Origin of the sequence: Amycolatopsis roodepoortensis, assembly GCF_024628825.1 — a bacterium.
In the GTDB taxonomy this organism is placed as follows: Bacteria; Actinomycetota; Actinomycetes; order Mycobacteriales; family Pseudonocardiaceae; genus Amycolatopsis; species Amycolatopsis roodepoortensis.
This window is the reverse complement of record NZ_CP102415.1, coordinates 1,784,080-1,811,001: the sequence shown is the minus strand read 5'-3', so window position 1 is coordinate 1,811,001 and position 26,922 is coordinate 1,784,080. Positions and strand designations below refer to the sequence as shown.

Sequence of the window (26,922 nt, the reverse complement as noted above, 5' to 3'; positions counted from 1 at the left end):
CAAGGGGAGTCGATGTACGAGCTTTCGCGGGTTCGCCTGCACTCGGTGGGCCCGGCGGGCGCGCGGTACCAGGACGTCGTGCTGGACTTCAGCGGCGTCGGTGCGGCCATCACCGCCCCCAAACAGGACGCGCTGTTCAGTGCCGGGATCCACCTCGCGGGGGAGGGGCCGCCTCGGCGCCCGTCGCCGGCGAGCGTGCTGTTCCTGGAGAACGGCGGCGGCAAATCCGTCCTGATCAAGCTGATCTTCTCGGTCATGCTGCCCGGCCGCCGCCAGGTCGTCGGCACGACGAACACCAAGGTGCTGGAGAAGTTCGTCGCCGCCAAGGACGTCTCGCACGTCGTGCTGGAGTGGCTGCAGGTCGAGACCGGCCACCGGGTGATCACCGGCAAGGTGTCGGAATGGCGCGGGCACGTCGTGTCGGCCGACTCGGAGAACCTCGTCGATTCCTGGTACTGCTTCCGGCCGACGCCCTCGCTCGATCTGGACTCGCTCCCGCTGACGTCGGACGGCAGGCTGCTGACGATGTCCGGCTTCCACGACCAGCTCGACAAGGTGCACGGCGGTGAGCCGGAACTGGAGCTGTTCTGGACCCGGCGTCACCACGAATGGACGTCCCGGCTCGACGGCCTCGGCCTGGACACCGAGCTTTTCCGGTACCAGCGTGCGATGAACGCCGGTGAGGGCGAGGCGGCGGACGCCTTCGCGTTCAGCACCGACGAGGCGTTCGTCGAGTTCCTGTTGCGCGCGGTGCTTTCGGAGGAGGAACCGAAGGATCTCGCCGAGGTCGTCGCGACCTACGCGCACAACCTCGCCCAGCGCGGGGACCTGCTGTCGGAGCGCGATTTCGTCGCCGGTGCCCTCGATCTGCTCACCCCCCTGGCGGAAGAAGAAGGCGTCGCCGCCGCGTCACGGAAGCTCGCCGACGCGGCCCGCGCCGAGATGCGGACGCTGGCCGGTCAGGTAGCCGCGCGCGACAAGCTGGAGAACGAGCGGCTGAGCGGGCTCGAACAGCACGTCGACGAGGTGAAGTCCGCGGAGAAACTGGCCGAGGGCGACCACCGCCGTCTCACCGCCGGAGTCACCGAACTCCGCCGCCTGGTCGGGAAACTGCGGCTCGACGAGGCGCAGGAGAGCAAGAAGCGGATCGACGGCGAACTGGCCGAGGCCAAGACCGCCGCCGAGGCCTGGCGTGAATGCGCCACCGTGCTCAACCACCTCAACGCTTCGCGCAAGGCCCGCGATTTCCGGGAACTGGTCGGGAATCGCGAGCAGAAGGCGCAGCCCGCGCTGCAGGCGCGCAACGCCGCCGCGGGCGCGCTCGCACGGGGCCTGCTGGCGCTGGCCAAGAACGCCACCGAGCAGGCGGCGAAGGCCGAAGCCCATGTCGGCGCCCTGCGTGCCGAGGCGGAGAAGGCCCAGGCGGAACGCGACGAGTCGGCGAACCTCGCGGCCTCGCGGCGGGCGGAGGCCCGAGGGCTGGGCGCGCGGATCGCCGAAATCCGTGAGGAGATCGCGGAATCCGTCCGGTCCGGCGCGCTCAAGGCCGGTGCCGACGTCGCCGAAGCGGCGCGCGCGGCCAGGGCCGAGGCCGAGGCGACCGCCGCGGAACTCGTCCGGCGCGAACAGGAACTCGAACGCGTCGCCGAGGATCTGCGGTCCGCGCAGGCCACCGTGAACGACGCGCACCGGCTCGCGGGGTCCACAAAGGACCGGCTGGAACGCGCTGCCGAGGAACTCGACCGGGCCAACCGGCGTACCGACGCACTCGCCGTCGAACCGCGGCTGAGCGAACTCCTCGGCGCGGACGACGTCACGCTGGAGACCGACCTTCCGGTGGTGCTGGAGCGGCTTCGCGAGGCGGGTTCGGCGGCGGAAAAGGAACAGACCGCGCTGCGGATGGAGGAATCGGTCGACGAGCGCGCGCTGAACGCGCTCGGTTCGGGCGGCCTCCTGCCCGCCACCGAAGAGGTCCAGGCCGCTTTGGACGCACTGGAAGCCGCCGGGATGAACGCGTGGTCCGGCTGGCGTTATCTGTCCACTTTGGACAAGAAGCGGCGGGCGGCTGTGCTGGCCCGTGCGCCCCAGCTCGTCTCGGGAATCCTGCTCAACGAACCGGAGCAGGTGCGGCTGGCCGAGAAGGTCCTGGCGGAGCGGCGTCTGCTGCCCACCACGATCATCCCGGTCGCCACGACCGAGGCCACCACGACCGATCGCCTGCCGGACGAGGCCGGGATCGAATTCCTCGTGCCGCCCAATCCGGCGATGTACGACGAGGAAGCCGCCGACGCCGAGCGCGAGGCCATCGCGCTGCGGCACGCGGAACGTCAGCGACGACTGGAAGCGCTGGCGACTTCGCTCGCCGACGACAGCGCCCTGTCGTGGAAGCTCAAGACCTGGCGCGAGGATTACCCGCCCGGCAGCATCGCGACACTGGCCGAGCAGCTCCAGAACGCGCGCACCGCGCACGAAACCGCGCAGACCGCGTTGGCGCAGGCGGAAAAGGAGTTCCAGCGCCTCGGCGAGAAGGCGGCCGGGCTCCGGGAACGGGTCCCCGAATTGCGCGCGGCTTCGGCCGAGGCGGGGGAGCGGGCCCGCGGACTCGAAACCCTCGCCGCGCGCGCCGCGAAGATTCCCGAGTGGACGGACGACGTCGAACGCGCGACCGAGACCGCCGAACGGGCGGAGGCGACGGCGGCCGAAGCCGCGGTGAAGGCGTCCCGGCTGCGTGAGCAGGCGAGCGAGGAGCAGCGCACCGCTGACGGGCACCGGCGCACGGCGACGACCGCGAAAGCGGAACTGGCCGAGGTGCCGGGATCGAGCGAGGTCACCGAAAACGACCCCGTGCCGGCCGAACCGGTGGACGCGTTGCGGCGTACCTTCGCGTCGGCTTCCGAGGCCTACGCAAAGGTGGAGGTCGGCAGCGACCTTCGTGCCGAACTCGATCAGGCCGAGAGTGTCGAGGCGTCCGCGCGGGCGGCCGTGGAGGCACTGGACGACGCCGTCCGCGAGCGGGCCTCGGCGCTGCTGGAGACACCCGACGGCTCCGACGCTTCGGCGCGGGCGGCGGCGCAGGCGCGGGCGAACCGCGCGGTCGCGGTGCTGGAGGAAGAGCGCACCGAGATCGTCGGGCTCGTCGCGACCCGCAAGGCGGAACTGGGCCAGTTGCCGGAACAGCCGTCCGCGATCGCCTCCGACGCGCGGCCGAGGGACATCGAGCACGGCCTGGAGCTGATCGACGAGGCGAGTCTCGAAGTGTCCGCCGCCGCGCGGAAATGGGAAGAACTCCAGGAGCGCCGTGCCGCGGCCGAAGCGACGTTGGAGTCCGCGAAGGCCTCCGCGTCGGGATTCGGCCTGCTGGCCGAATCCATGGCGCACCTGTTGTCCAAAGAGGACGAAGTGGCGGCGTTCGAGGGCGATGTCGAATCCGCGCGTGCCAAGCACTCCCGGCTCAACACCTCGCTCACCGAGGCGCAGGACGCCGCCGACGCGGGCGACCGCCGGGTGCGTGCCGCGGCCGACCAGCTGGCCCAGTACGCCACGGACAAGCGGTTCGAGAAGCTCAGCACGCCGGTGCGGCAGCAGGTGATCTCGGTCCGCCGTGATCAGCTGCCCGCCCACGCCGCGGAATGGGCGGAGGCGCTGCGGCCCCGGCTGCGCACGCTCACCGACGATCTCGCGCAGATCGACCGGCACCGCGGCGGCATCATCACCCGCCTGCAGGGCATGGTCGACGGCGCGCTGCGTACTCTCCGTGCGGCACAACGGGTTTCGCGGCTGCCGGACGGTCTCGGCGACTGGTCGGGCCAGGAGTTCCTGCGGATCCGCTTCACCGAACTCGAGGAGAACGTGCTCGCCGAGAAACTGGGCGAGGTCGTCGACGAGGCCGCGGTGGGGAAGACCTCCGACGGCCGGGATGTCAAGCGGGACGGGCTGTCCCTCGTGCTCCGCGGCGTGCAGGCCGCCGCTCCCAAGGGTTTCCGGGTCGACATGCTGAAGCCGGACTCCGTGCTGCGGACCGAACGCCAGCGGGTCTCCGAAATCCGGGACGTGTTCTCCGGCGGGCAGCAGCTGACCGCGGCGATCATCCTGTACTGCACCCTGGCGGCGCTGCGGGCGAACAACCGCGGCAAGGCCCGCAACCGGCATTCCGGCGTGCTGTTCCTCGACAACCCGATCGGCCGCGCGTCGGCGGGCTACCTGCTGGAACTGCAGCGCGCCGTCGCGGAGGCGCTGGGCGTCCAGCTGATCTACACCACCGGCCTGTTCGACGCCGGCGCGCTGAGCGAGTTCCCGCTGATCGTGCGGTTGCGCAACGACGCGGACCTGCGGGCGGGGCGCAAGTACCTGTCCGTCGACGCGACGATCCGGAACGCGACCGACGAACTCGGTGAGCCGGACGGCGTCGCGCGGCTCTCGGCGACTCGACTGTTCACACGACCGGCGGATGAGCCGGAGACCGAGGAGGAGACCGCCTAGGTGGCACATGGTGGCACTCCGGGGCACATGCGGTCGAGCACGGTGAGTCCTTCACCGTGACCCGCAGTGGTTCGCCCATCGCCCAGCTGGTCCCGCTGTGTCGACGGCACGCCGTTTCCCGTGACCAGTTCGCCACCGGCTCGGCGAACGCTCCGCTCATCGACCCGGAAAGGTTCCGCGCGGACCTCGACGAGGCCTTCGAAGGGGAGGCGGACGATCCCTATGGCCGGTGAGGTCCACGGCCTGCTCGCCACGAACATCCTCATTCTGCGGCGGTCGATCGATCACGCCCAGCTGCCGGATCTGATGTCGATCAGCACGATCACGCTCGCCGAGCTTTCGGCGGGTCCGCATTACGCCACCGACCCAGCCGAACGAGCCCGGCGCACGGATCTGCTGCAACGAGTGGAATCGGAATTCGATCCACTGCCGTTCGGTACCGAGGCGGCCCGCATCTTCGGCCGGGTGTCGGCGTCCGTGCTCGCGATGGGCAGGACGTCCCGGCGCCGGGTGGCCGACCTGATGATCGCCAGTGTGGCCATCGCGCACCGGATGCCGTTGTACACCACCACCCCGCAGAATTTCGCAGGCCTGAAGGATCTTCTCGACGTCGTTCCGGTCACCCGGCCGGCGTGATGCCTTCCCGCGTCGAGGCCCGGTACTGCCCAGGAGCCTGACAGCGAGCGCGGCGGAAAGCCCGGCTGAACGCGTACACCGACGTGTAGCCGACCGAGCGGGCGATGGTGTCCACCGTGTCGCCGGTGTCGCGCAGCCGGACGGCGGCCAGGTCCATCCGCCACTGGGTGAGGTACTCGCCGGGGGTCCGGCCGGTGGTCTCGCGGAAGCGCCGGGTCAACGTACTGCGCGAAGTCGCCAGTTCCGCCGCGAGCAGGTCGGTGGTCCACGGTTTCGCCGGGGCCTCGTGGATCTTCGCCAGCGCCACGCTGATCAGCGGATCGCCGAGGACACCCAGCCAGGTTCCCCGCGCCTCGGCCGGTTTCTCGGTCCGCCACGCGCGCAGCAACTGGACCAGGAGGATGTCGACGAGCCGGTTGAGGACGAACTCGGTGGCGATCTGCGGGGAGGCCAGTTCCCGCGACAACAGCCGGACGGTGTCGTCCAGCCCGCCCCCGACGTGGTTCGCGCGGATGTGCACCAGCTCGGGCAGGGTGGCGAGCACCTGGGTGGACACCGCCGGGTCGTAGTCGTAGGACGCGCCGAGGACATGCGTCTCCACGTCCCCGGAGCCGAGGCGCAGCACGCCACCGCAGTCCCGCGCCTTCTCGGCCGCCGTGCACAGGTTGGGAATGATCGCGACGTCCGGAGCGCTGCGCAGAGTGTGCTCCGGGCCGTTCGGCAACAGGACGACGTCGCCGGGCATGAGCTGCCGCGGCGGGTGCCCGGCCAGTTCCAGCCAGGCCGTGCCGCAGGTGATGGCGTAGAAGGCGGCGCGGGAGATGCCGTGCCAGAGGATGCCCCACGGTCCGGACGCCTCGATCCGCGCTCCGGCGGTGCCACGGACGCCGCCCACGGCGAGCGCTTCGGCCAACAGGTCCATGCCGTCGAGGATAGTGCGACAAACGGATATGTTCATGGCATCTTTAGGCATCGATACGGTCACCGGGTGCGTCATACGATCGAGGTCATGACTGACACGTTCGACTTCGACCAGATCAACCGCACCGTGATCGCCGAGTTCCGCGAGACCGGCGGCAAGGCGGGTGGCATGTTCGAGGGCTACCCGCTGGTCCTCGTCCACCACACCGGCGCGAAGTCCGGCACCCAGCGCATCGCGCCGCTCGTCCCGCTCCTCGAAGGCGACCGGATCTACATCTTCGCGAGCAAGGGTGGCGCCGACGACAACCCGGCCTGGTTCCACAACCTGGTGGCGCACCCGGACACGAAGGTCGAGCTTGGCACCGAGACCTTCCCGGTTCGCGCGCGGTTGCTCGCCGGCGCCGAGCGCGACGAGGTCTACGCCAGGCAGTCCGCCGTCATGCCGCAGTTCGCCGACTACCAGAGCAAGACCAGCCGGGTCATCCCGGTCTTCGAGCTGGAGCGGGTCTAGGACCTCGTGAGTGGTGAGGACGGTTCTCACCGTCCTCACCACTCACGAGCCCGGCGGGACGGCCATACCGCGCAGGTTGAACTGGATGCCGAACCGTTCCGCCAGTCCGGGCACGGTGACTTCGGTGATCAGGTTCCCGGTGACGCGGTCGAACCGCTTGATCTTGACCGGCGTCTTGCCGTCGAACCTCTCCTGGATCAGGGTGATCGACCGGTCCGTGAAGGCCGCCTGGCTGGACGAATCGCTGTCCGAGGTGAACCCGGTGCCGAACCGCGGCACGGTGACCCCGGACGCGATCTCGGTCGTCATGATCCGGCCGTCGGCGGCGAGCCATTCGAGGTGACCTCCCCGCAGGGCTCTGGCGTCGTACGTCTTCTGGGAGAACATTTCGGGGTCGACCAGTTTCTCGGTGACGGGGCGGCCCTCGGCGTCCACGAGGGGCTGTTCGGTGTACTTGCCGTCGCCCGTGTTCCACGAAACGACGGTCGTCCGGGGCTTGCCGTCGGCGTCGGTGTAATCGGAAAGGAACGTGATGACACCGTCGTGACAGGGCACGTGCCGGTTGTGGTCTCCCGCGTCGAAGACCCCTCTCCAGGCGAGGACCTTTTCCTTTCCAACGGTCGCCGGGTACAGCTGGGAAAGCAGCTCCGGCTGCGCACTGGGATCGACCTTCGAGCGCATACCGGGAATCGCGGCCGACTCCGCGAAATGAGCTCCCGCATCGGTGGCGATCCCATTGAGGACACCGCCGCACAGCGCGTTCATGAAGTAGTTTCCCTCGACCCGGTAAAGCCGTGAACCGGTCGAAGTGGTGACGGCTACCTGATTGGTGTATCCGGCTTCAGAGAAGCCTTCGTTGTAGACCGCGACGAAACCTGTGCCGCCGGGCAATGCGAAAGCCGACTGCTGATGCCCTGCCTTCTTGTTCTCGAAGCCGGCCAGGCCGTCCTTGCCGAGAATATAGTCGCGGTTGTCGTCGCTGAAGAACAGTCCGGTCTCCGACCACGCTATATGCGACTCGGTCATGCCGCTGGTCTCGATCAGCTGCGTTCCGCCGTCCGCCCGCACCAGGACCAGATAGCCGGGCTGTCGCTTTTCCGCCGGATTGTCGGCGGAAGTGTCCGGGCTGAGAGAGAACGCGACGACGGTCTCACCGAGTTTCACCGCGGCGGGATCGGCGATGTTCATCTCCGCTCCGCTGTCGGGGGAAGCACAGGCCGTCGTGAGCAGGAGCGCGCAGGCGGCGAGCGCGATGAATCTGGGGAGGCGCACCGGGCCGGATCCTCTCAGGCGGTGGGCGGTGCGGCCCGCACCCGGCGGGCCGCACCGTCCACTGGATGTGGTTACTTGATGGTCGCGTAGACCTCGGTGCTCTTGTGATCCTTGATGTTGTCGGGGTAGACGCCCGGCCCGCCGTTGCTGTCCAAGTCGACCTTGGCGCCGTGCTTGTAGGCCTTCCACACCAGCTCGGAGCAGTTCAGCTTCCCGTTGCTGTTGTCCTTGTTGTCGGCGAAGTTCGAGTCGTAGGGCAGATCACGGAACTTGTTGTAAGCGTGGTCGGCCGCCTTGTTCCGGGTGGACTGCTCGACGTCGACGGACATTTTGTAGATGGGGCCGCACTTCTTCAGCGTGGACGCCGTGACGGCCTTGCTCTTCTTACCCGAGCCGGGCGCCTCCACGATCGTCTTCGTCGTGTAGTAGATGCCGACGTGGTTGTGCTTGAAAACGGTGGTCTTGGCGTAGGAGTGGAAGATGTCTCCCTTGTTCCTCGCGTTTCCGACCGTCTTCTTCGTCTTGCAGGCGCCGTCGTCGGAGGAAGCGATTCCGATCTCGCTCGACGCGTCCGTTTCCGCGGCCTGTGCGGGCGCGGCGAACAGGCCGAACATCGCCGTTCCCGCCATTGCGGCGGTCGCGGCTGACGTCGCCAAGAATCTCCCGAATTTGGACATGGATCTCCCCACTCTTTCAACCGGTGGACAGCGGTACCCGGCGCGATCGCGCACAAGAACTCGGGTCCCGTTCCGTTGACGGACTCGAAAGTAACGGGTTCGAAGAGTCGCGGGAGTCCGGTGAACGCCTGACAGCCCGGAGGGCCGTGGCTCAGTTCGAGGTGACGAGGTAACCGATCACCGCGGTCTCCAGGACGAGCACCAGCACCAGGATCACCACGAGTCCCAGGTTGCGTTCCCGGCGTGAACGATCAGACTCGGTCACCGTGGGTTGCTCCTTCTGCGCTCTGGGTGTTCGGCAAGGGTAACGTCGGTGCTTTTCCCACCAGAAGTATCGGTATCCCGTACGGCCCCGGCAAGCCACCGGTAACCTCCCGCGCATGGCGGGTTCGGGGAGAGGCGCACCGGTTGATCGAATGGACCGGCGAGCGGGGTGTGCCGTGGACGTGATCACCTGTTCCGAAGCCATCGAACGCGACGTTCCGATGAGCCTGGTCCGCGTCCGGCCCGCGCCGGTGGTCCATGAGTAGCCCGGGCGCGAAGACCTACGCGAAACCGGACACCGGGTTCGCGTGGCTGCGGATGTTCGGGGCGATCCTGGTCGTCTTCGAGCACTGTTTCCCGATCATCGAGCCGAGCCGGATCACCAGCCTGCCGTCGAGCTGGAACATCTCGCTGGGGTACTTCGCGCTCATGGGCTTCTTCGCCATGAGCGGCTACCAGATCGCGGACAGCTGGCGGCGAGACTCCTCGTGGTGGCGGTACCTGCTCAAGCGCGTGCTGCGGATCTGGCCGCCGCTGCTGTTCGTGGTCATGGTGACGGCGTTCGTGATCGGGCCGCTGGTGACGGTGCTCAGCCCGCGTGAGTACTGGGGGAATCACGACACCTGGGGCTACGTCGTGAACAACGCGATGCTGTACCCGTTGCAGCATCTGCTCCCGGGCGTGTTCACCGAGAACCCGTACCCGTTCTCCGCGAACGGCTCGATCTGGACGCTCCCGATGGAGACCACCGGATATCTGATCGTGCTCGTCATCGGGCTGGTGGGCGGCCTCGCGCGCGGACGGATCGTGCTGTTCCCGCTGCTGCTGGCGTTCATGGTCGCGGACGGGTTCATGGGGGCTTCGGTCGGCTTCCACGGCAACGCGGGCTCGTTGTTCAGCGTGCCGCTGGGGTCGATGGTGGCGTTCCTGGTGGCGTTCGTCCTCGGCATGCTGCTGCACAGCTACCGGGACCTGATCCCGTTGCGCCCGGCCGTCGCGTACGCGCTGGTGGCGCTCTATCTCGTCGCGAACTTCACCCCGCCCATCGAACCCGCGACGCGTTTCATCCTGCCCATCGCCGCGGGCTACGGCGCGATCACCTGGGCGTACCACTGGCCGCGCCGGCTGGAGGGCTACGACCAGTGGGTCTATCCCAGTTACGGGATGTACGTGTGGGGAATGCCGGTGCAACAGCTGTACACCCTCGCCGGGGTGCGCGACTCGTACCTGCTGATCGTGTTCGCGGTGCCCACCGCGTACCTCTGCGGGGTGGTGTCCTGGCGGCTGATCGAACGGCCGACCCAGAAGCTGCGGATCTACCTCCGGGTGCCGGACGAAACCCGGTCCGGCGGCGGAAGACGCGCGCCGCACCCGGACGACGAGATCACCCAGGTGATCCCGGCCGTGCCGCCTCGGCCGCCTCGCCTGCCGGCGCCTCAAGTCGCTCGCTTCGAGCCGCGGCCCGGGGCACCGGTGGCCCACTGCCGGGAGCATCGGAACTGACGAGCCGGGGTTTTGTCGGACCTCGGTGATAGAACCGATCCGTGACCCCCAAGATCGATACCGCGCAGCGCCGCGCCCGCCTCGCGACGCGTCATCGCCTCGCCGCGCCCGCCGAGTCGGTGCACGCCGCCGCGGACGCGGTCGTCGCGTTGCACGCCACGGACCCGGCGTCGGTGCACCTGTCGGCGTGGGCGCGCGTGAAGGGCAGTGGCGTCGCCGAGCTGGAGAACGCGCTCTACGAAGAGCGGACGCTGATCCGGATGCTCGGCATGCGCCGCACGGTCTTCGTCCTCGGGCACGAGAACGCCGCGCTCGTGCAGGCCGCTTGTTCCGCCGACATCGCCAAGAAGCAGCGCCGCCTGCTCGAACAGCACCTCGGCACACAGGGGCACCCGGAGAACGTCACAGAACCCGGCCGCTGGCTCGCCGAGGTCGAAGACGCGACCGAGCGGGCGCTGAAAGCCAGGGGATCGGCGACGGCGCAACAGCTGTCCGAGGACGAGCCGCGGCTCAAGCAACAGCTGTTGATGGCGAAGGGAAAGCCGTACGAGGCGATCGCCAACGTCACCAGCCGGGTCCTCTTCCAGCTCGCGGTCGACGGCCGTATCGTGCGCGGCCGTCCGCGCGGAAGCTGGATCAGCAGTCAGTACTACTGGGCGCCGATGGAGGGCTGGTTGCCACAGGGCCTCGCCGAATGGGACGCCGACGCCGCCCGCGTCGAGCTCGCCCGAAGGTGGCTCTACGCCTACGGCCCCGCGCCGATCGCGGACCTCCGTTGGTGGACGGGCTGGACGGCGGGGCAGACGAAGAAGGCGCTCGCCGAGATTCAACCGGTCGAGGTCGACCTCGACGGTGTTCCCGGCGTGGTGCTGGCCGACGATCTGGAGCCGGTCGCGGAGCCCGAACCCTGGGTCGCGCTGCTCCCGTCGCTCGATCCGACGTCGATGGGCTGGATCGAGCGCGACTGGTATCTCGGCCCGCACAAGGCGCCGCTGTTCGACGGTACCGGCAACATCGGGCCCACGGTCTGGGCCGACGGCCGCATCGTCGGCGGCTGGGCGCAGCGCCCGGACGGCGAGATCGTCCATCACCTCCTGGAGGACGTCGGCACGGACGTCGAGCGGGCCGTCGAGGCGGAGGCGAACCACCTGGCCGAGTGGTTCGGAGAGGTGCGAGTCACGCCACGAATGCGGACACCGTTGGAGCGACGGCTAGCACAAGGAAGCTGAGAGTTTCCCCAAGACGGCCTGGTAGCGATGGTCTTAATCGATTCTTGACCTGACCCACCGAGTGGTGGAAGTCTCGTCAGGGCAAAGAGGGTCGCCCGAGCACGCACGCTAGGGTTGCGCCCGAGTAAAGGACGTCTTACCGGGGCGATCCCGGACGAGTCTCAAGGGAGTGGCAGCAGTGACGGTTCGCGTAGGTGTCAACGGCTTCGGCCGCATCGGCCGCAACTTCTTCCGGGCCGTGCAGGCCGCCGGTCACGACATCGAGGTGGTCGCGTTCAACGACCTCGGCGACGTCGCCACCATGGCCCACCTGCTCAAGTACGACTCCATCCTCGGCCGCTTCCCGGGCGAGGTCAGCGTCAGCGACGAGGGCATCGTCGTCGACGGCAAGACGATCAAGGCCCTCGCCGAGCGCGACCCGGCCAACCTGCCCTGGGGCGACCTCGGCGTGGACGTCGTCGTCGAGTCGACCGGTTTCTTCACCAACGGCGACGCCGCCAAGGCGCACATCGCCGGTGGCGCCAAGAAGGTCATCATCTCCGCGCCCGCCAAGGGCGAGGACCTGACCGTGGTCCTCGGCGTCAACGACGACAAGTACGACGGTTCGCAGACGATCATCTCGAACGCGTCCTGCACCACCAACTGCCTCGGCCCGCTGGCCAAGGTCCTCAACGACGCCTTCGGCATCGAGCAGGGCCTGATGACCACGATCCACGCGTACACGCAGGACCAGAACCTGCAGGACGCGCCGCACAAGGACCTGCGCCGCGCCCGCGCCGCCGCGCTGAGCATGGTCCCGACCTCGACCGGTGCCGCCAAGGCCATCGGCCTGGTCCTGCCGGAGCTCAACGGCAAGCTCGACGGCTACGCGGTCCGCGTCCCGGTCCCGACCGGTTCGGCCACCGACCTCACCGTCACGCTGACCAAGAGCGCGACCCTCGAGGAGATCAACGCCGCGTACAAGGCCGCCGCCGAGGGCCCCCTGGCCGGCATCCTGCGCTACAGCGACGACCCGATCGTCTCGGCCGACATCGTCACCGACCCGGCGTCCTGCATCTACGACGCGCCGCTGACCAAGGTCATCGGCAACCAGGTCAAGGTCGTCGGCTGGTACGACAACGAGTGGGGCTACTCCAACCGCCTCGCCGACCTCGTCAAGCTCGTCGGCACCAAGCTTTCCTGACCCATGGCGCTGAAGAACCTCGAAGACCTGCTGGGCGAGGACGTTTCGGGCCGGTTCGTACTCGTGCGATCCGACCTGAACGTCCCGCTCGACGGGGAGACCATCACCGACGACGGCCGCGTCCGCGCGGCCCTGCCGACCCTCAAGCGTCTCGCCGAGGCGGGCGCGAAGGTGGTCGTCACGGCGCACCTCGGCCGACCCAAGGGCGAGCCGGACCCGAAGTTCTCGCTCGCGCCCGTCGCCGCGAAGCTCACCGAGCTGCTCGGCGTCGACGTCCCGCTGGCCGGTGACCTGGTCGGCGAGTCCGCCAAGGTCACCGTCGCCGGCCTGACCGACGGCCAGGTGGCCCTGCTGGAGAACGTGCGTTTCGACGCGCGCGAGACCAGCAAGGTCGAGTCCGAGCGGCAGGAGCTGGCCGCCGAGCTGGCCGCGCTCGTCCCGGGCGGCGCGTTCGTCTCCGACGGTTTCGGTGTCGTGCACCGCAAGCAGGCCTCGGTCTACGAGATCGCGCGTGCGCTTCCGGCGTACGCGGGCGGTCTGGTGCTGGCCGAGGTCGACGTCCTCAAGAAGCTGACCGAGGACCTCGCGCGTCCGTACGTCGTCGTCCTCGGCGGCGCCAAGGTCTCGGACAAGCTGGGTGTCATCGCGAACCTGCTGACCAAGGTCGACAGGCTGCTCATCGGCGGCGGCATGGCGTACACCTTCCTCAAGGCCCAGGGCCACGAGGTCGGGAACTCGCTGCTGCAGGAGGACCAGCTGGAGCAGGTCCGCGGCTTCCTCGCCGAGGCGGAGAAGCGCGGCGTCGAGCTGATCCTGCCGGTGGACGTCCTCGCCGCGACGGGCTTCGCGGCCGACGCGGAGTTCGACGTCGTCGACGCGACGGCCATCCCGGCCGGGCGGATGGGTCTCGACATCGGCCCGAAGTCGCGGGAGCTGTTCGCGGGCAAGCTGGCCGACGCGGCGACCGTGTTCTGGAACGGCCCGATGGGCGTGTTCGAGTTCGAGTCCTTCGCCGGCGGCACCCGTGCCGTGGCCGAAGCGCTGGTCGAGAGCGACGCGTTCACCGTGGTCGGCGGGGGAGACTCCGCCGCGGCCGTGCGGCAGCTCGGCCTGCCGGAGGACGGCTTCTCGCACATCTCGACCGGCGGCGGCGCGTCGCTGGAGTACCTGGAGGGCAAGGAACTGCCCGGAGTCGCTGTGCTGGGAGAGAACGACTAGTGGCGCGCAAACCGCTCATCGCCGGCAACTGGAAGATGAACCAGAACCACCTCGAAGCCATCGCGCTGGTTCAGAAGATCGCCTTCGCCCTGCCGGAGAAGTACTACGCGAAGGTCGACGTCGCGGTCCTGCCGCCGTTCACCGACATCCGCAGCGTCCAGACGCTGACCGACGGCGACAAGCTGTCGCTCACCTACGGCGCCCAGGACCTGTCGCCGCACGACTCCGGTGCCTACACCGGTGACGTGTCGGGCCCGATGCTGGCGAAGCTGGGCTGCAGCTTCGTCACCGTCGGGCACTCGGAGCGGCGTGAGTACCACGGCGAATCCGACGAACTGGTGAACAAGAAGGTCAAGGCCGCGCTCAAGCACGGCATCACGCCGATCCTGTGCGTGGGGGAGAAGCTCGAGGTCCGCGAGGCCGGCGAGCACATCGCCCACACCACGACCCAGCTGGTCGAGGGCCTCAAGGGGCTCAAAGCCGAGCAGGTCAAGGACGTCGTCGTCGCCTACGAGCCGGTCTGGGCGATCGGGACCGGCAAGGTCGCGACCCCGCAGGACGCCGAGGAGGTGTGCGGAGCCATCCGCGCCACCCTCGCCGAGAAGTACGGTGCCGAGGTCGCGTCCTCGGTCCGGGTGCTCTACGGCGGCTCGGCCAAGGCCAACAACATCAGTGACCTCGTCGCCTGCGAGAACATCGATGGTGCGCTCGTCGGTGGTGCCAGCCTGGATGGTGACGAGTTCACCAAACTCTGCGCACTCGCCGCGGGCGGGCCCCTGCCCTGATCGGGGCACCTACCGGGTAACCTGGGTATCCGGTCCGTCACACAGCAGTGGACGAGTCCAGGAGTACGGTGTGTCCTGGTGGCCAAGAGCCGCCTGTGCACACCGTTTTCCTGCATTCTCCAAGAGCGCAGAGGATGACATGAAGCTGTTCCTGCAAATCCTGTTGATCGCCTCCAGCGTGCTGCTGGTGGTCGCCGTGTTGCTGCACCGCGGCCGTGGTGGCGGTCTGTCTTCGCTGTTCGGTGGCGGTATGCAGTCGAGCCTCTCCGGCTCGAGCGTGGCCGAGAAGAACCTCGACCGGATCACGCTGCTGCTGGGCGCGGTGTGGCTGATCAGCATCATCGGCCTCGGGCTCCTGCTCAAGGTCTGATCGATCCAGGTGTTTCGGCGTGCCTATGGGGGGCGCGCCGCCGATCCCTATAGGTGTGAGGATTCATGGTTGGCGGTAACGCGATTCGGGGCACCCGTGTGGGTGCCGGTCCTTCGGGCGAATCGGAACGGGGTGAGTCGGCGCCGAGGCGCCGCATTTCCTACTGGTGCGCCAACGGGCACGAGGCACAGCCCTCGTTCTCGATGGACGCGGAGATCCCCGACGAGTGGGACTGCCCGCGCTGCGGGCTCCCCGGTGGGCAGGACGAGAAGAACCCTCCTGCCGCGCCGCGGACCGAGCCTTACAAGACTCACCTCGCGTACGTGAAGGAACGGCGTTCCGACGCCGACGGCGAGGCCATCCTCGCCGAGGCGCTGGAGCGGTTGCGCCAGCGCCGGGAGATCTAGCCTTCGCTCACCGGTCGAGCGGGTACCGGGCACGCACCCGGAACCCGCCGTCCTCGGTGTCGGCGGTCTCGAAGCTCCCACCCAGCAGTCGAGCGCGTTCGGCCAGCCCGGTCAGCCCGTGCCCTCCCGAGGGCAGGGCCGCACCGGGGGTCCGGGCGCGCTCGTTGCGTATTTCGACCTTGAGCGAACCGTGCTCGCCCTGGATCCGGATGGTCGCGGTGGCGCCGGGCGCGTGCTTGTGCACGTTGGTCAGGCATTCCTGCACGGTCCGGTAGGCCGCCGCCGAAACCTGGCTGGGCAGCAGGTCGGGGATCCGCTCGACGGTCAGATGCACCGGGACGTCCGAACCGCGGATCAGCCGGTCGAGTTCGTTGATCCCCGGCCGGGGCCCGTCGTCTTCGGAGCCCGAGCGGAGCACGCTCACGAGTGAACGCAGTTCCTCGAGCGTCTTGGTGCTCAGCTTGCGGATGACCTGCGCGGTTTCGAGCGACCGGGCGTCGGTGGTCTGGGCCTGCAGTGCGCCCGCCTGCATCGCGATCAGCGTGATCTGGTGCGAGACGACGTCGTGCATCTCCCGCGCGAGGCGGGCGCGCTCCTCCGCGCGGACGGCGTCGGCGTGGAAGCGGCGTTCGCGGTCGCGGCTGGCGGCGAGTTCGGACAGCTTCTGTGAGATCTCCGTCCGCGCTCCGATGAGCAGGCCGATGGCCACCGGCATCCCGGCGACGATGACGCCGTAAATGCCGTCCAAGACGTGCTCGCGCCAGCTGAGCTCGACGAAGTCGGCCAGCGGCCACTGGACGAACCGGCAGGTGAAGACGAGCGCGAACCCGGTCCAGGTCTGCCAGTGCATCTGTTTGCGGGTGGCGAGGAAGCCGAGCGCGATCATCGCGGCCAGTTGCGACCAGCCTGCCAGGAACCCCGGGACGGTGACGATCACCGCGAGGAACGGCAGCTTGCGCCGGAAGGCGAGACCGAGGCACGCGGCGCCGGACAGGTAGATCGAGTACGGCTGAGCCTTCTCGGGGATCACCAGCCACACGTCGAGCGCGGCAAGGAAGATCGCGAGTGTGTCGATGCCCAGCGCGACCAGCGCCGGGCGTTTGATCTTGGCGAACGAAATGACCCCGGCGGCACGGCGCATCCGGTCGGCGGCGTCCGCTCCGGAGCCGCCCACCGAGATACCTGGCATCGAGAGACCCTCTGTGCTCATCGCTGGCGACCTCACTCGTCTTGTGGACTTGAATGGTGAGACGTGTTCTTCGCCCGATCGGGACGCGCAGGAACGAACAAATGTGCGGATGCTAACGGGTGGATGTACAAGGGCGGTAAGTTTCCCCCAGTCGGGCTAGCGACTGTCCGGTCACTGTCCGCTCTGCGGACAAGTGCATGAACGTTCGGTCGGTCGAATCCACACCGGACCACCCGGGCTCGGTGGTCCGTTGATCGTTTCGACGCGCGAACAAGTCCTCTCTGATGCGAAAGCCGCCGGAAGTTGATCTACATCACGTTTCGTGGCCGCGCGGTGACCCTGCCGCGCGAAGTCCGTGAAGGCCTCCTTCACTACCTTCAGGGTAGGGAAGGAGGCCTTCACGGACTTCCGCCATGAGGGTGTCACCAGACGCCTCGGTCCAGGTGGTCGTGAGTGGCGATTCGGGTTAGAACCCGAATCGCCACTCACGACCACCTGGACCGAGGCGCCGCGCCGCAGCCTTCAGCTCCTGAAGCTCTTGAAGCGCGTGAAGGCCCCCTTCCCTCGGCTCAGCCGAGGGAAGGGGGCCTTCACGCGCGAAGCGTCAGCCCGTCGTAGGGGGCTGATAGACCTTCGTGAGTTTCGAGGCGGAGCCTCGGTCCAGCAGCCAGAGCGTGCGACGCGAGCCGCGTGCCCCGGCGACCGGGATTTCGACCTCGCCCGCACCGGCCAGCGCCTGCGCGACGGCGTCGGCCTTGGCGTCGCCGCCGGTGACCAGCCAGATGTCCTGTGCGCGACGGATCGCGGGCAGGGTCAGCGAGATCCGGGTCGGCGGCGGCTTGGGGCAGTCCCGCACCGCGACGACCGAGCGTTCCTTCTCGTGCACCGCCGGGCTGTCGGGGAAGATCGAGGCGGTGTGCCCCTCCCCGCCGAGGCCCAGCAGCATGATGTCGAACGCCGCGTCGTTGGCCGCCAGGACCTCCGCGTAGGCCGCGGCCGCCGCGTCGACGTCGTCCCCGAACTCGCCGTCCGAGGGTGCCATGGCGTGCACCCGCTTCGGGTCGAGCGGGACGTGGTCGAGCAGCGCCTCGCGGGCCTGCTTCTCGTTGCGGTCGTCCGAGTCCGCCGGGACGAAGCGCTCATCGCCCCAGTAGAGGTCCAGCCGCGACCAGTCGATGGCGTCACGGGCACTGGAGTCGCGCAGTTCGCGCAGGATCGCGATTCCCGTGCCGCCACCGGTGAGCACCACCGAAGCGGAGCCCTTGGCGGCCTGGACGTCGACGATCCGGGTGACCAGCCTGGCCGCCGCGGCGGCGGCCAGGAGGTCCGGGTTCTCGTAGACGACGACCTCGGTCTTGCTCATGAGGCGCTCTTCGCGGTCTTGGCGGCCGGAGCCTTCTTCGCCGCCGGAGCCGCCTTCTTCGCCGGAGCGGGCTTCGCGGTGCCCGACGAGATCTTGCCGAGCCCGTTCAGTGAAGCCTCGTAGACCTCGTCCGGGTCGAGCCGCCGCAGCTCCTCGATCAGGCAGTCCTTGTTGTCCCGCCGCTGCAGGGCGATCCGGCGCGTCGGCTGGCCCGGCTGGGTCAGCATGCCGACCCGTCCGTCCGGCCGGTGCAGTTCCACCGGGCCGGACCGCCGGTCCAGGGTCACCGAGATGATGCCCGCGGCACCGCTGCTCTTGACCCGCTTCACCGGCACCTTGAGGTACTCGGCCAGCCAGCCGGCGAGCAGTTCGGTCGACGGCGAGTCGGCCTCGCCGGTCACCGTCGCGCCGGTGACCTTCTCGTACGGCGGAAGGTCCAAAGCGGACACCAGCTGCGCGCGCCACCGGGTCAGCCGGGTCCACGCCAGGTCGGTGTCACCCTCCACATAGGACTTCGCCCGCGTGGTGAGTGCCCTTATGGGCGCCTTTTCCGCCGCCGAGTCGGTGATCCGGCGCTGGGCCAGCTCGCCGAGCGGGTCCTTGGCCGGAGCCTTCGGACCGGTGCCCGGCCACCAGGTGACGATCGGCGCGTCCGGCAGCAGCAGCGGCACGACCGCGCTCTGGCCCTGCGAGGCCAGCGGGCCGTAGAGCCGCAGGACGATGACCTCGCTCGCGCCGGCGTCGCCGCCGACCCGGATCTGGCCGTCGATCCGCGGCGCCGCGGTCCGCGCGCCCTTGGCCACCACGATCACCCGCGAGGGGTGTTCCCGGCTGGCCTCGTTGGCTGCCTCGATCGCCTCTTCGAGTTTGTCGTCGTCGTCGGCCACTATGACCAGCGTCAGCACCCGGCCGAGCGCCACCTGCCCGCCCTGTTCGCGGATCTCGACGAGTTTCTTGTTCAGCTGCGACGTCGTGGTCGACGGCAGGTCGATGATCACGGACGCCTCCAGTTCCGGCCGGTACGCTCCAGCATTTCGTCCGCGGACGGCGGTCCCCACGAACCGGGCGGGTACGCCTCGGGCGCGCCCTTCTTGGCCCAGTGGTCGAGGATCGGGTCCAGGATCTCCCAGGAAAGTTCGACCTCTTCGTTCACCGGGAACAGCGACGGTTCGCCGAGCAGCACGTCCAGGATGAGCCGCTCGTAGGCCTCCGGGGACGACTCGGTGAACGCGTGCCCGTAGCCGAAGTCCATGGTGACGTCGCGGACCTCCATCGTGGTCCCCGGCACCTTCGACCCGAACCGCAGCGTGATGCCCTCGTCGGGCTGCACCCGGATCACCAGCGCGTTCTGGCCCAGCTCCTCGGTCGAGGTCGAGTCGAACGGCAGATGCGGCGCCCGCTTGAACACCACGGCGATCTCGGTGACCCTGCGGCCCAGCCGCTTGCCGGTGCGCAGGTAGAACGGAACCCCGGCCCAGCGGCGGTTCTGCACCTCCAGCGTCACCGCGGCGTAGGTCTCGGTGGTCGAGTCCTTCGCGAAACCGCCTTCCTGCAGCAGGCCCGGCACCTTCATGCCGCCCTGCCAGCCGCCCGCGTACTGCCCGCGCGCGGTGGTCTCGTCGAACGGCGCCAGCGGCTTGGTCGCCGAAAGCACCTTGACCTTCTCCGCGCGGAGCGCGCGCGGAGCGAACGAGACCGGCTCCTCCATCGCGGTCAGTGCGAGGAGCTGCAGCAGGTGGTTCTGGATGACGTCGCGTGCGGCGCCGATGCCGTCGTAGTACCCCGCGCGGCCGCCGAGACCGATGTCCTCGGCCATGGTGATCTGCACGTGGTCGACGTAGTTGGCGTTCCAGATCGGCTCGAACAGCTGGTTCGCGAAGCGCAGCGCCAGCAGGTTCTGCACCGTCTCCTTGCCGAGGTAGTGGTCGATGCGGAACACCGACTCCTCGGGGAAGACGTCGTTCACGATCTCGTTGAGCTCCTTGGCGCTCTTGAGGTCGCGGCCGAACGGCTTCTCGATGACGACGCGGCGCCAGGTGTCCTCGCTCGCCTCGGCGAGGCCGGAGCGGGCGAGCTGCTTGGTCACCACCGGGAACGCGCTCGGCGGGATCGACAGGTAGAACGCGGTGTTGCCGCCGGTGCCCCGCTCGGCGTCGAGGTCCTTGACCGTCTGCGCGAGCCTGTCGAAGGCCTCGTCGTCGTCGAAGGTGCCCTGGACGAAGCGGATGCCTTCGGCGAGCCGGTTCCACACCGACTCCTTGAACGGCGTCCGCGCGTGCTCCTTGACCGAGTCGTGCACGAGCTCGCCGAAGTCCTGGTGCTCCCAGTCCCGCCGGGCGAACCCGACGAGCGAGAACCCGGCGGGCAGCAGGCCGCGGTGGGCGAGGTCGTAGATCGCCGGCATCAGCTTCTTGCGGGCCAGGTCACCGGTGACGCCGAAGATCACCAGGCTGGACGGCCCGGCGATCCGCGGCAGCCGCTTGTCGCGCGGGTCGCGCAGCGGGTTGTTCCAGGCTCGTGTCACTCGCCGGCCTCCTGTACCGCGCGGACCAGTTCGGCCAGGCCGGCGGCCCGGTCGGTGAGGTGCAGGCGCAGCACCGGACGGCCGTGCTCGGCGAGCACCTGGCCGTCACCCAGCGCCTGCGCGTGCTGCAGGACGCCGAGCGTGTACGGCCGGTCCGGAACGTCGAGATCGTCCTCGACGGCGCCGGTGATCTGCAGGAAGACACCGTTCTGGTGCCCGCCCTTGTGGTACTGCCCGGTCGAGTGCAGGAACCGCGGCCCCCACCCGAAGGTGGTCTGGCGGCCGGTGCGCTTGGCGATCTCGCCGCGCAGGAGCGCCGTCGACGCGTCGTCGAGCCGGTCGAGGTACGCCTGCACCGCGATGTAACCGTTTTCCGGGGCGGAGTCGAAGAAAGCCCGCAGGATGTCCGCGAGCTTCCCTTCCGTGGCAACGCCTTCCGAGCCGAACACCTCGACCGCGCCGTCCACAGTGGACGGCTTCTCGCCGCCCTTGAGCTTGTCCGGGTTGTCGAGCAGCGAACGCGCGGCCTTCTTGGCGGCCTCGACGTCGGGCTGGTCGAACGGGTTGATCCCGAGCAGCCGTCCGGCGAGCGCGGTGGCGAACTCCCACAGCAGGAACTGCGCGCCGAGCGAACCGGTCACGGCGATCTGCGCCGCGCCTTCCGCCGCGCCGACGGCCACCGGGGTGGCGTCGCCCTTGGCGTCGGCGAAACCGGGGGAGTCCGGGCCTTCGACGGCGACCGGCAGGAGACCGGTGCCCTGTTTGCCGGTGGATTCGGCGATCAGCTGCTCCGCCCAGTCGGCGAAGCCCTTGATCCCGGAGCCGGTGTCGCCGATGACGACCTTCTCGGCGCCCTTTTCGTGCGCCGCGACCCACGCCGCCGCGAGCTTGATCGCCGGGTTGTCCACGGAGTCGGTGGCCAGCTCGTCGGCCACCGAAGCGGCCTGGTCGAGCAGGCGGGCGACGTCCGCGCCGGCGAGCCCGGCCGGGACGAGCCCGAACGCGGTCAGCGCCGAGTAACGGCCGCCGACGTTCGGGTCGGCGAGGAAGACCTTGCGGTAACCCTCCTTTTCGGACAGTTCCGCGAACGGCGAGCCGGGGTCGGTGACGACCACGATCCGCCGGGCTGCGTCGATGCCCGCGTCGGCGAAGGCCTTCGCGAAGATCCGGCGGTGGCTGTCGGTCTCGACGGTGCCGCCGGATTTCGACGACACGACGATGACCGTGCGCTCCAGGTCACCGGCGAGCGCGTCGGCGACCTGGCCCGGGTCGGTGGTGTCGAGGACCGTCAGCGGGACGCCGTCGGTCGCGGTGATGACCTCGGGGGCCAGCGACGAACCGCCCATGCCCGCGAGGACGACGCGGTCGACGCCCTCGGAACGCAGGTCGGTCCGCAGTGCCTCGATCTCGCCGATCAACGGCCGCGAGGACTTGTGCAGCGTCGTCCACGAGAGACGGATCGACGCTTCGGACTCGGCTTCGGGACCCCACAGTGTGGCGTCCTGGGACGCCAGTTTCGATGCGACCTGGTCGGCGACGAGCCGCTCCGCGAACGGAGCGGCTTCGCCGGCCAGGGCGGCGTCGACGATTTCGACGCCGGTCGTTTCCCCTGCCATGGTCGGTGATCAGTCCTTTGCCTTTTCCAGCTGCCCGGTGACGGTCTCGAGAAGCTCGGTCCACGACTTCTCGAACTTCTCGACGCCCTCGTTCTCCAGCGTGAGGAAGACGTCGTCGATGTCGATGCCGACCACACGCAGCTTGTCGAAGACGACCTGCGCGTCGGGGCCCTTGCCGGTCACCGTGTCACCGGTGATCTCGGCGTGGTCGCCCGCGGCTTCGAGGGTCTTCTCCGGCATCGTGTTGACCGTGTCCTTGACGACGAGCTGGTCCACGTAGCGGGTGTCGGAGTACTGCGGGTCCTTCACACCGGTGGAGGCCCACAGCGGACGCTGCGGGTTCGCGCCGGCCTCGGCGAGCGCCTTCCAGCGGTCCGAGGCGAACAGCTCCTCGAACGCCGCGTACGCGAGCCGCGCGTTGGCGATGGCGGCCTCACCGCGCAGCGCGGTGGCCGCGTCGGTGCCGATCGCGTCGAGCCGCTTGTCGATCTCGGTGTCCACACGGGACACGAAGAACGACGCGACCGAGTGGATGCCCTTGAGGTCGTGGCCGTTGGCCTTCGCCTGCTCCAGCCCGGCGAAGTAGGCCTCGATGACCGCCCGGTACCGCTCGACCGAGAAGATCAGCGTGACGTTGACGCTGATGCCCTCGGCCAGGGTCTTGGTGATCGCCGGGAGACCCTCTTCGGTGGCCGGGATCTTGATCAGCACGTTCGGCCGGTCCACGGTCTTCCACAGGTCCTGCGCCTCGGCCACCGTCTTGTCGGAGTCCTTGGCCAGGCGCGGGTCCACCTCGATGGACACCCGGCCGTCGACCCCGTTCGTGGCGGTGTAGACGTCGCGGAACAGGTCCGCGGCGTTGCGCACGTCGGTGGTGGTCAGCTCGCGGATGGTGGCCTCGACGTCGGCGCCGCGGGCGGCGAGCTCCTTGGTCTGCTCGTCGTACGCCTCGCCCTTCGACATCGCGTTGGCGAAGATCGTCGGGTTGGTCGTGACACCCACGACGTGCTTGTCGCGGATCAGGTCGGCGAGGTTGCCGGTGTTCAGGCGCTCACGGGACAGGTCGTCGAGCCAGATCGACACCCCGGCCTCGGACAGCTGCGCGAGCTTGTCGTTGCTCATTGGAGTCCTCTCAGTTCTTGGTGTTGGCGATCGAGCGACGGGCGGCCTCGACGACTGCCTCCGCGGTGAAACCGAACTCACGGAACAGTGTGGCGGCGTCGGCCGACGCACCGAAGTGCTCGATCGAAACGTTCACCCCGGCGTCACCGGTGAAGCGGTGCCACGACTGGGCGATACCGGCTTCCACGGAGACGCGTGCCTTGACCGACGGCGGGATGACCGAGTCCTTGTAGGACTGGTCCTGCGCGTCGAACCACTCGACACACGGCATCGAGACGACGCTCGCCGGGATGCCGTCGGCTTCGAGGGTCTTGCGGGCCTCGACGGCCAGCTGGACCTCGGAACCGGTCGCAATCAGCACGACCTCGGGGCTGCCGTTGGACGCCTCGGCGAGGACGTAACCGCCCCGCTTGACGCCTTCGGCGCTGGTGCCCTCCAGGACCGGCACGTTCTGCCGGGTCAGCGCGAGGCCCGACGGGTGGTGGACGTCCTCCAGGACGGCCTTCCACGCGTACGCGGTCTCGTTGGCGTCCGCCGGGCGGACGACGTTGAGGCCGGGGATCGCGCGCAGCGAGGAGAGCTGCTCGATCGGCTGGTGGGTGGGGCCGTCCTCGCCCAGGCCGATCGAGTCGTGCGTCCACACGTAGGTGACCGGCGCCTTCATCAGCGCGGCCAGCCGCACGGGCGGGCGCATGTAGTCGGAGAAGATCAGGAACGTCGCGCCGTAGGGACGGGTGCCGCCGTGCAGCGCGATGCCGTTGAGGATCGAGCCCATCGCGTGCTCGCGGATGCCGAAGTGCAGCGTCCGGCCGTACGGGCTGGTCTTCCACATGTCGGTGGAAGCCTTCTCCGGGCCGAACGAGTCGGCCCCCTTCATGGTGGTGTTGTTGCTCTCCGCGAGGTCCGCGGAACCGCCCCACAGCTCGGGAAGCGGCTCGGCGAGCGCGTTGAGCACCTCACCGGAGGCCTTGCGGGTCGCGATGCCCTTGGCGTCCGGCTCCCACGTCGGCAGGTTGTCCGCGAAGCCCTCGGGCAGCGAGCGGGTGGCCATCCGGTCCGCGATCTTCTTGCGCTCCGGGTTGGCGGCGCCCCACGCCTCGAACTTCTCCTGCCATTCGGCGCGGGCGGCCTTGCCGCGGTCGACGGCCTGGCGGGTGTGCGCGATGACCTCGTCGTCGACCTGGAAGCTCCGCTCCGGGTCGAAGCCGAGGATCTCCTTGACCGCGGCGACCTCTTCGGCGCCGAGGGCGGCGCCGTGGGCCTTGCCGGTGCCCATCTTCTTCGGCGCCGGGTACCCGATGACGGTCTTCAGCGCGATGAACGACGGGCGCTCGGTCTCGGCCTTCGCGGCCTTGATGGCCTCTTCGATCGCGACGACGTCTTCGCCACCCTCGACGACCTGGGTGTGCCACCCGTAGGCCTCGTAGCGCTTCACGACGTCCTCGGACAGCGCGATCTTGGTGTCGTCCTCGATCGAGATCTCGTTGTCGTCCCAGAAGACGATCAGGTTGCCCAGCTCCTGGCGGCCGGCGATCGAGGAGGCCTCGGCGGTGACGCCCTCTTCGATGTCACCGTCTGAGGCGATCACGTAGACGTAGTGGTCGAAGATGCTCTCGCCCTGCGGGGCGTCCGGGTCCAGCAGGCCGCGCTCGCGGCGGGCCGCCATCGCCATGCCGACCGCGTTGGCCAGGCCCTGGCCCAGCGGGCCGGTGGTGGTCTCGACGCCCTTGGTGTGGCGGTACTCCGGGTGGCCCGGGGTCTTCGAGTCCCACTTGCGCAGCTGCTTCAGGTCTTCCAGCTCCAGACCGAACCCGGCGAGGTACAGCTGGATGTAGAGGGTGAGGCTCGAGTGACCGGCGGAGAGGATGAAGCGGTCACGAGCGGGCCACTCCGGGTCGGCCGGGTCATGACGCAGCGTCCGCTGGAAGAGCGTGTACGCGAGCGGCGCCAGGCTCATCGCGGTGCCGGGGTGACCGCTGCCGCAGTTCTCGACCGCGTCCGCGGCGAGCACCCGAACGGTGTCGACGGCCCGCGTGTCGTTCTCGGTCCAGTCGGCGGGCACGTTGCGCCGGAGGAGTGGGTTCTTCTCGCTGGTAGAGGCGGTTTCGGACACTGAACTCGAACTCCCCGTCATCAGGTTGTGGCTTCTCTTCCCTCGTGGGTAACCCACGTGCACCGCTACTAATCTCAATCGATCCGGAAGGGACGATATTCCTGGTCCGGGCCGTTCGCAGAGGTACGCCGCGAGCTACCGCGGCCAGCCTAATGGTTCGGCCGGTCGAGGACCCGCGATCACCCTCTGGAAACAGCACGTCTACCATCGGGGAAGGGTTCAGAACACGGGATCCGGGGCCGCCACATCACCCGGAAGCCTGGTGGACCCCGCCCCGAAAACTGACGCAGGGAGTGAAATGTCGTTGGTGAACGCTGCGCACGGACGCAGTGACAGCACCAGCGCCGTACATCCGACCGGTGAACGACCGCACGGTGGCCGGCGAACTATCCGCCAGGTCGTCGGCGCGTACGCCGCCCTCGCGAAGCCCAGGGTGATCGAGCTCCTCCTGGTCACCACGATTCCCGCGATGTTCCTGGCAGGCCGGGAAATCCCGTCGCCGTGGCTGGTGCTCGCGACGCTCGTGGGCGGCACCATGGCCGCCGGCAGCGCCAACGCCTTGAACTGCGTCATCGACGCGGACATCGACAAGGTGATGAACCGCACGAAGCGCCGTCCGCTGGTGAAGGAATCGGTGCCCCGGCGCGGTGCGCTGATCTTCGGTCTCGTGCTCGGCGTCCTGTCGTTCGTCGTGCTCTATTTCACGGTGAACCTGCTCTCGGCGATCCTCGCGATCGTGACGATCCTCTTCTACATCTTCGTCTACACGCTGGTGTTGAAGCGGCGTACGTCACAGAACGTGGTCTGGGGCGGCGCGGCGGGCTGCATGCCGGTCGTCATCGGCTGGGCCGCCGTCACCGGCACCGTCGAGTGGCCCGCGTTCGTGATGTTCGGCGTCATCTTCTTCTGGACCCCGCCGCACACCTGGGCGCTGGGCATGAAGTACCGCGAGGACTACGAGCGCGCCGGCGTGCCGATGCTGCCGGTGGTCGCCACCCCGCAGCACGTGGCGCGGCAGATCGTCATCTACTCGTGGGTGATGGTCGCGTGGACGCTGCTGCTGGTCCCGGTGACGAGCTGGATCTACACGACGTTCGCGATCCTGGCGGGCGGCTGGTTCCTCTTCTACGCGCACAGCCTGAACGCGGCGGTGCGGCGTGGCGAGGAGACCAAGCCGATGTCGCTGTTCCACCGGTCGAACACGTACCTGATGATCGTGTTCGTCGCGCTGGCGGTGGACTCGGCGATCGGGCTGCCTGCCATCGGGCTGCCCTTCTGATCTTGTAGCGCGTGAAGGCCCCCTTCCCTCGGCTGAGCCGAGGGAAGGGGGCCTTCACGCGCTGTTGGCGGGCGAGGGCTCGGTCCAGGTGGTCGTGAGTGGCGATTCGGGTTAGAACCCGAATCGCCACTCACGACCACCTGGACCTGAAGGTCCCCATTGAGACGATGAACGTCCTGAAGGTGCCCTTCGGGACCTTCGGGCCCAGGCCGTTCCCACCTGCTGGAGCGCGCTACCCGCCCCGGCTACCCGTCAGTACCG

Annotated in this window: 22 protein-coding genes; 12 read left to right on the top strand and 10 right to left on the bottom strand. The window is 68.8% G+C overall.

All coding sequences use genetic code 11. From position 1 onward, the window contains the following. The first annotated feature begins 12 nt into the window (after positions 1 to 12). The 3 genes from NQK81_RS08200 to NQK81_RS08190 are packed head-to-tail and all read left to right on the top strand — an operon-like array spanning position 13 to position 5,115. Positions 13 to 4,479, top strand: coding sequence for a coiled-coil domain-containing protein (locus NQK81_RS08200; RefSeq protein WP_257487727.1), 4,467 nt, complete (start codon positions 13 to 15; stop codon positions 4,477 to 4,479). 56 nt (positions 4,480 to 4,535) lie between these two features. Next, a complete protein-coding gene (locus tag NQK81_RS08195; RefSeq protein ID WP_257487726.1) occupies positions 4,536 to 4,712 on the top strand; it encodes a hypothetical protein in 177 nt (58 codons plus the stop codon). Next, positions 4,702 to 5,115: a type II toxin-antitoxin system VapC family toxin gene (locus NQK81_RS08190; RefSeq protein WP_257487725.1), complete on the top strand. Its 414-nt coding sequence runs from the start codon at positions 4,702 to 4,704 to the stop codon at positions 5,113 to 5,115. Before NQK81_RS08195 ends, NQK81_RS08190 begins: the two co-directional genes overlap by 11 nt. Here the strand turns inward: NQK81_RS08190 and NQK81_RS08185 are convergent. Then, complete coding sequence (locus tag NQK81_RS08185) at positions 5,099 to 6,037, bottom strand: AraC family transcriptional regulator (RefSeq protein WP_257487724.1); 939 nt, start codon at positions 6,035 to 6,037, stop codon at positions 5,099 to 5,101. The genes NQK81_RS08190 and NQK81_RS08185 overlap by 17 nt on opposite strands. Positions 6,038 to 6,124: 87 nt before the next feature. Here NQK81_RS08185 and NQK81_RS08180 point away from each other — a divergent pair, with 87 nt between their 5' ends. After that, the gene (locus NQK81_RS08180; RefSeq protein ID WP_257487723.1) at positions 6,125 to 6,547 is read left to right on the top strand and encodes a nitroreductase family deazaflavin-dependent oxidoreductase; all 423 of its coding nucleotides are present in this window, start codon (positions 6,125 to 6,127) and stop codon (positions 6,545 to 6,547) included. 42 nt (positions 6,548 to 6,589) lie between these two features. On the opposite strand, the gene NQK81_RS08175 is transcribed toward NQK81_RS08180, so the two are convergent. Beyond that, positions 6,590 to 7,819 carry a YycP family beta-propeller protein gene (locus NQK81_RS08175; RefSeq protein ID WP_257487722.1) on the bottom strand — a complete coding sequence of 410 codons (1,230 nt, stop codon included), beginning with the start codon at positions 7,817 to 7,819 and terminating at the stop codon, positions 6,590 to 6,592. A 71-nt stretch (positions 7,820 to 7,890) separates the two neighbouring features. Then, complete coding sequence (locus NQK81_RS08170; RefSeq protein ID WP_257487721.1) at positions 7,891 to 8,475, bottom strand: YiiX/YebB-like N1pC/P60 family cysteine hydrolase; 585 nt, start codon at positions 8,473 to 8,475, stop codon at positions 7,891 to 7,893. Between the two features lie 543 nt (positions 8,476 to 9,018). On the opposite strand from NQK81_RS08170, the gene NQK81_RS08165 reads away from it, so the two are divergent. The 7 genes from NQK81_RS08165 (at position 9,019) to NQK81_RS08135 (ending at position 15,455) form a co-directional block, all read left to right on the top strand. Further along, the gene (locus NQK81_RS08165; protein ID WP_257487720.1) at positions 9,019 to 10,263 is read left to right on the top strand and encodes an acyltransferase family protein; all 1,245 of its coding nucleotides are present in this window, start codon (positions 9,019 to 9,021) and stop codon (positions 10,261 to 10,263) included. Positions 10,264 to 10,304: 41 nt separating this feature from the next. Beyond that, entirely contained in the window at positions 10,305 to 11,492 is a 1,188-nt protein-coding gene (locus tag NQK81_RS08160) for a winged helix DNA-binding domain-containing protein (RefSeq protein ID WP_257487719.1), read from the top strand. Positions 11,493 to 11,670: 178 nt separating this feature from the next. Next, positions 11,671 to 12,675: a type I glyceraldehyde-3-phosphate dehydrogenase gene (gap, locus tag NQK81_RS08155; protein ID WP_038515534.1), complete on the top strand. Its 1,005-nt coding sequence runs from the start codon at positions 11,671 to 11,673 to the stop codon at positions 12,673 to 12,675. 9 nt (positions 12,676 to 12,684) lie between these two features. Further along, the gene (locus NQK81_RS08150) at positions 12,685 to 13,893 is read left to right on the top strand and encodes a phosphoglycerate kinase (protein WP_306856058.1); all 1,209 of its coding nucleotides are present in this window, start codon (positions 12,685 to 12,687) and stop codon (positions 13,891 to 13,893) included. Continuing rightward, positions 13,893 to 14,678 carry a triose-phosphate isomerase gene (gene tpiA, locus NQK81_RS08145; protein ID WP_034311753.1) on the top strand — a complete coding sequence of 262 codons (786 nt, stop codon included), beginning with the start codon at positions 13,893 to 13,895 and terminating at the stop codon, positions 14,676 to 14,678. The genes NQK81_RS08150 and tpiA overlap by 1 nt, the downstream gene beginning before the upstream one ends. 139 nt (positions 14,679 to 14,817) lie before the next feature. Next, entirely contained in the window at positions 14,818 to 15,048 is a 231-nt protein-coding gene (secG, locus tag NQK81_RS08140) for a preprotein translocase subunit SecG (RefSeq protein WP_016333144.1), read from the top strand. 65 nt (positions 15,049 to 15,113) lie between these two features. Then, positions 15,114 to 15,455: an RNA polymerase-binding protein RbpA gene (locus tag NQK81_RS08135; RefSeq protein ID WP_034311760.1), complete on the top strand. Its 342-nt coding sequence runs from the start codon at positions 15,114 to 15,116 to the stop codon at positions 15,453 to 15,455. Between the two features lie 7 nt (positions 15,456 to 15,462). Here the strand turns inward: NQK81_RS08135 and NQK81_RS08130 are convergent, their stop codons facing one another. The 7 genes from NQK81_RS08130 to tkt all read right to left on the bottom strand — a co-directional run bounded on the left by NQK81_RS08130 (position 15,463) and on the right by tkt (position 25,382). Continuing rightward, on the bottom strand, positions 15,463 to 16,665 hold the full coding sequence (locus tag NQK81_RS08130; protein ID WP_167373484.1) for a sensor histidine kinase: 1,203 nt from the start codon (positions 16,663 to 16,665) through the stop codon (positions 15,463 to 15,465). A gap of 583 nt (positions 16,666 to 17,248) precedes the next feature. Continuing rightward, positions 17,249 to 18,007: a 6-phosphogluconolactonase gene (gene pgl, locus NQK81_RS08125; protein WP_126731775.1), complete on the bottom strand. Its 759-nt coding sequence runs from the start codon at positions 18,005 to 18,007 to the stop codon at positions 17,249 to 17,251. Then, complete coding sequence (gene opcA, locus NQK81_RS08120; RefSeq protein ID WP_016333148.1) at positions 18,004 to 19,005, bottom strand: glucose-6-phosphate dehydrogenase assembly protein OpcA; 1,002 nt, start codon at positions 19,003 to 19,005, stop codon at positions 18,004 to 18,006. The genes pgl and opcA overlap by 4 nt, the downstream gene beginning before the upstream one ends. Continuing rightward, entirely contained in the window at positions 19,002 to 20,531 is a 1,530-nt protein-coding gene (gene zwf, locus NQK81_RS08115) for a glucose-6-phosphate dehydrogenase (protein WP_126731779.1), read from the bottom strand. The genes opcA and zwf overlap by 4 nt, the downstream gene beginning before the upstream one ends. Continuing rightward, a complete protein-coding gene (locus tag NQK81_RS08110; protein WP_257487717.1) occupies positions 20,528 to 22,147 on the bottom strand; it encodes a phosphoglucose isomerase-related protein in 1,620 nt (539 codons plus the stop codon). The genes zwf and NQK81_RS08110 overlap by 4 nt, the downstream gene beginning before the upstream one ends. A gap of 9 nt (positions 22,148 to 22,156) precedes the next feature. Beyond that, a complete protein-coding gene (tal, locus tag NQK81_RS08105) occupies positions 22,157 to 23,269 on the bottom strand; it encodes a transaldolase (RefSeq protein ID WP_192745224.1) in 1,113 nt (370 codons plus the stop codon). Positions 23,270 to 23,279: 10 nt separating this feature from the next. Beyond that, the gene (gene tkt, locus NQK81_RS08100) at positions 23,280 to 25,382 is read right to left on the bottom strand and encodes a transketolase (protein WP_126731785.1); all 2,103 of its coding nucleotides are present in this window, start codon (positions 25,380 to 25,382) and stop codon (positions 23,280 to 23,282) included. A gap of 298 nt (positions 25,383 to 25,680) precedes the next feature. Between tkt and NQK81_RS08095 the strand changes: the two genes are divergently transcribed. Continuing rightward, positions 25,681 to 26,661 (top strand): heme o synthase, encoded by a 981-nt coding sequence (locus NQK81_RS08095; RefSeq protein ID WP_016333153.1) that lies wholly within the window; start codon positions 25,681 to 25,683, stop codon positions 26,659 to 26,661. Positions 26,662 to 26,922 lie beyond the last annotated feature (261 nt).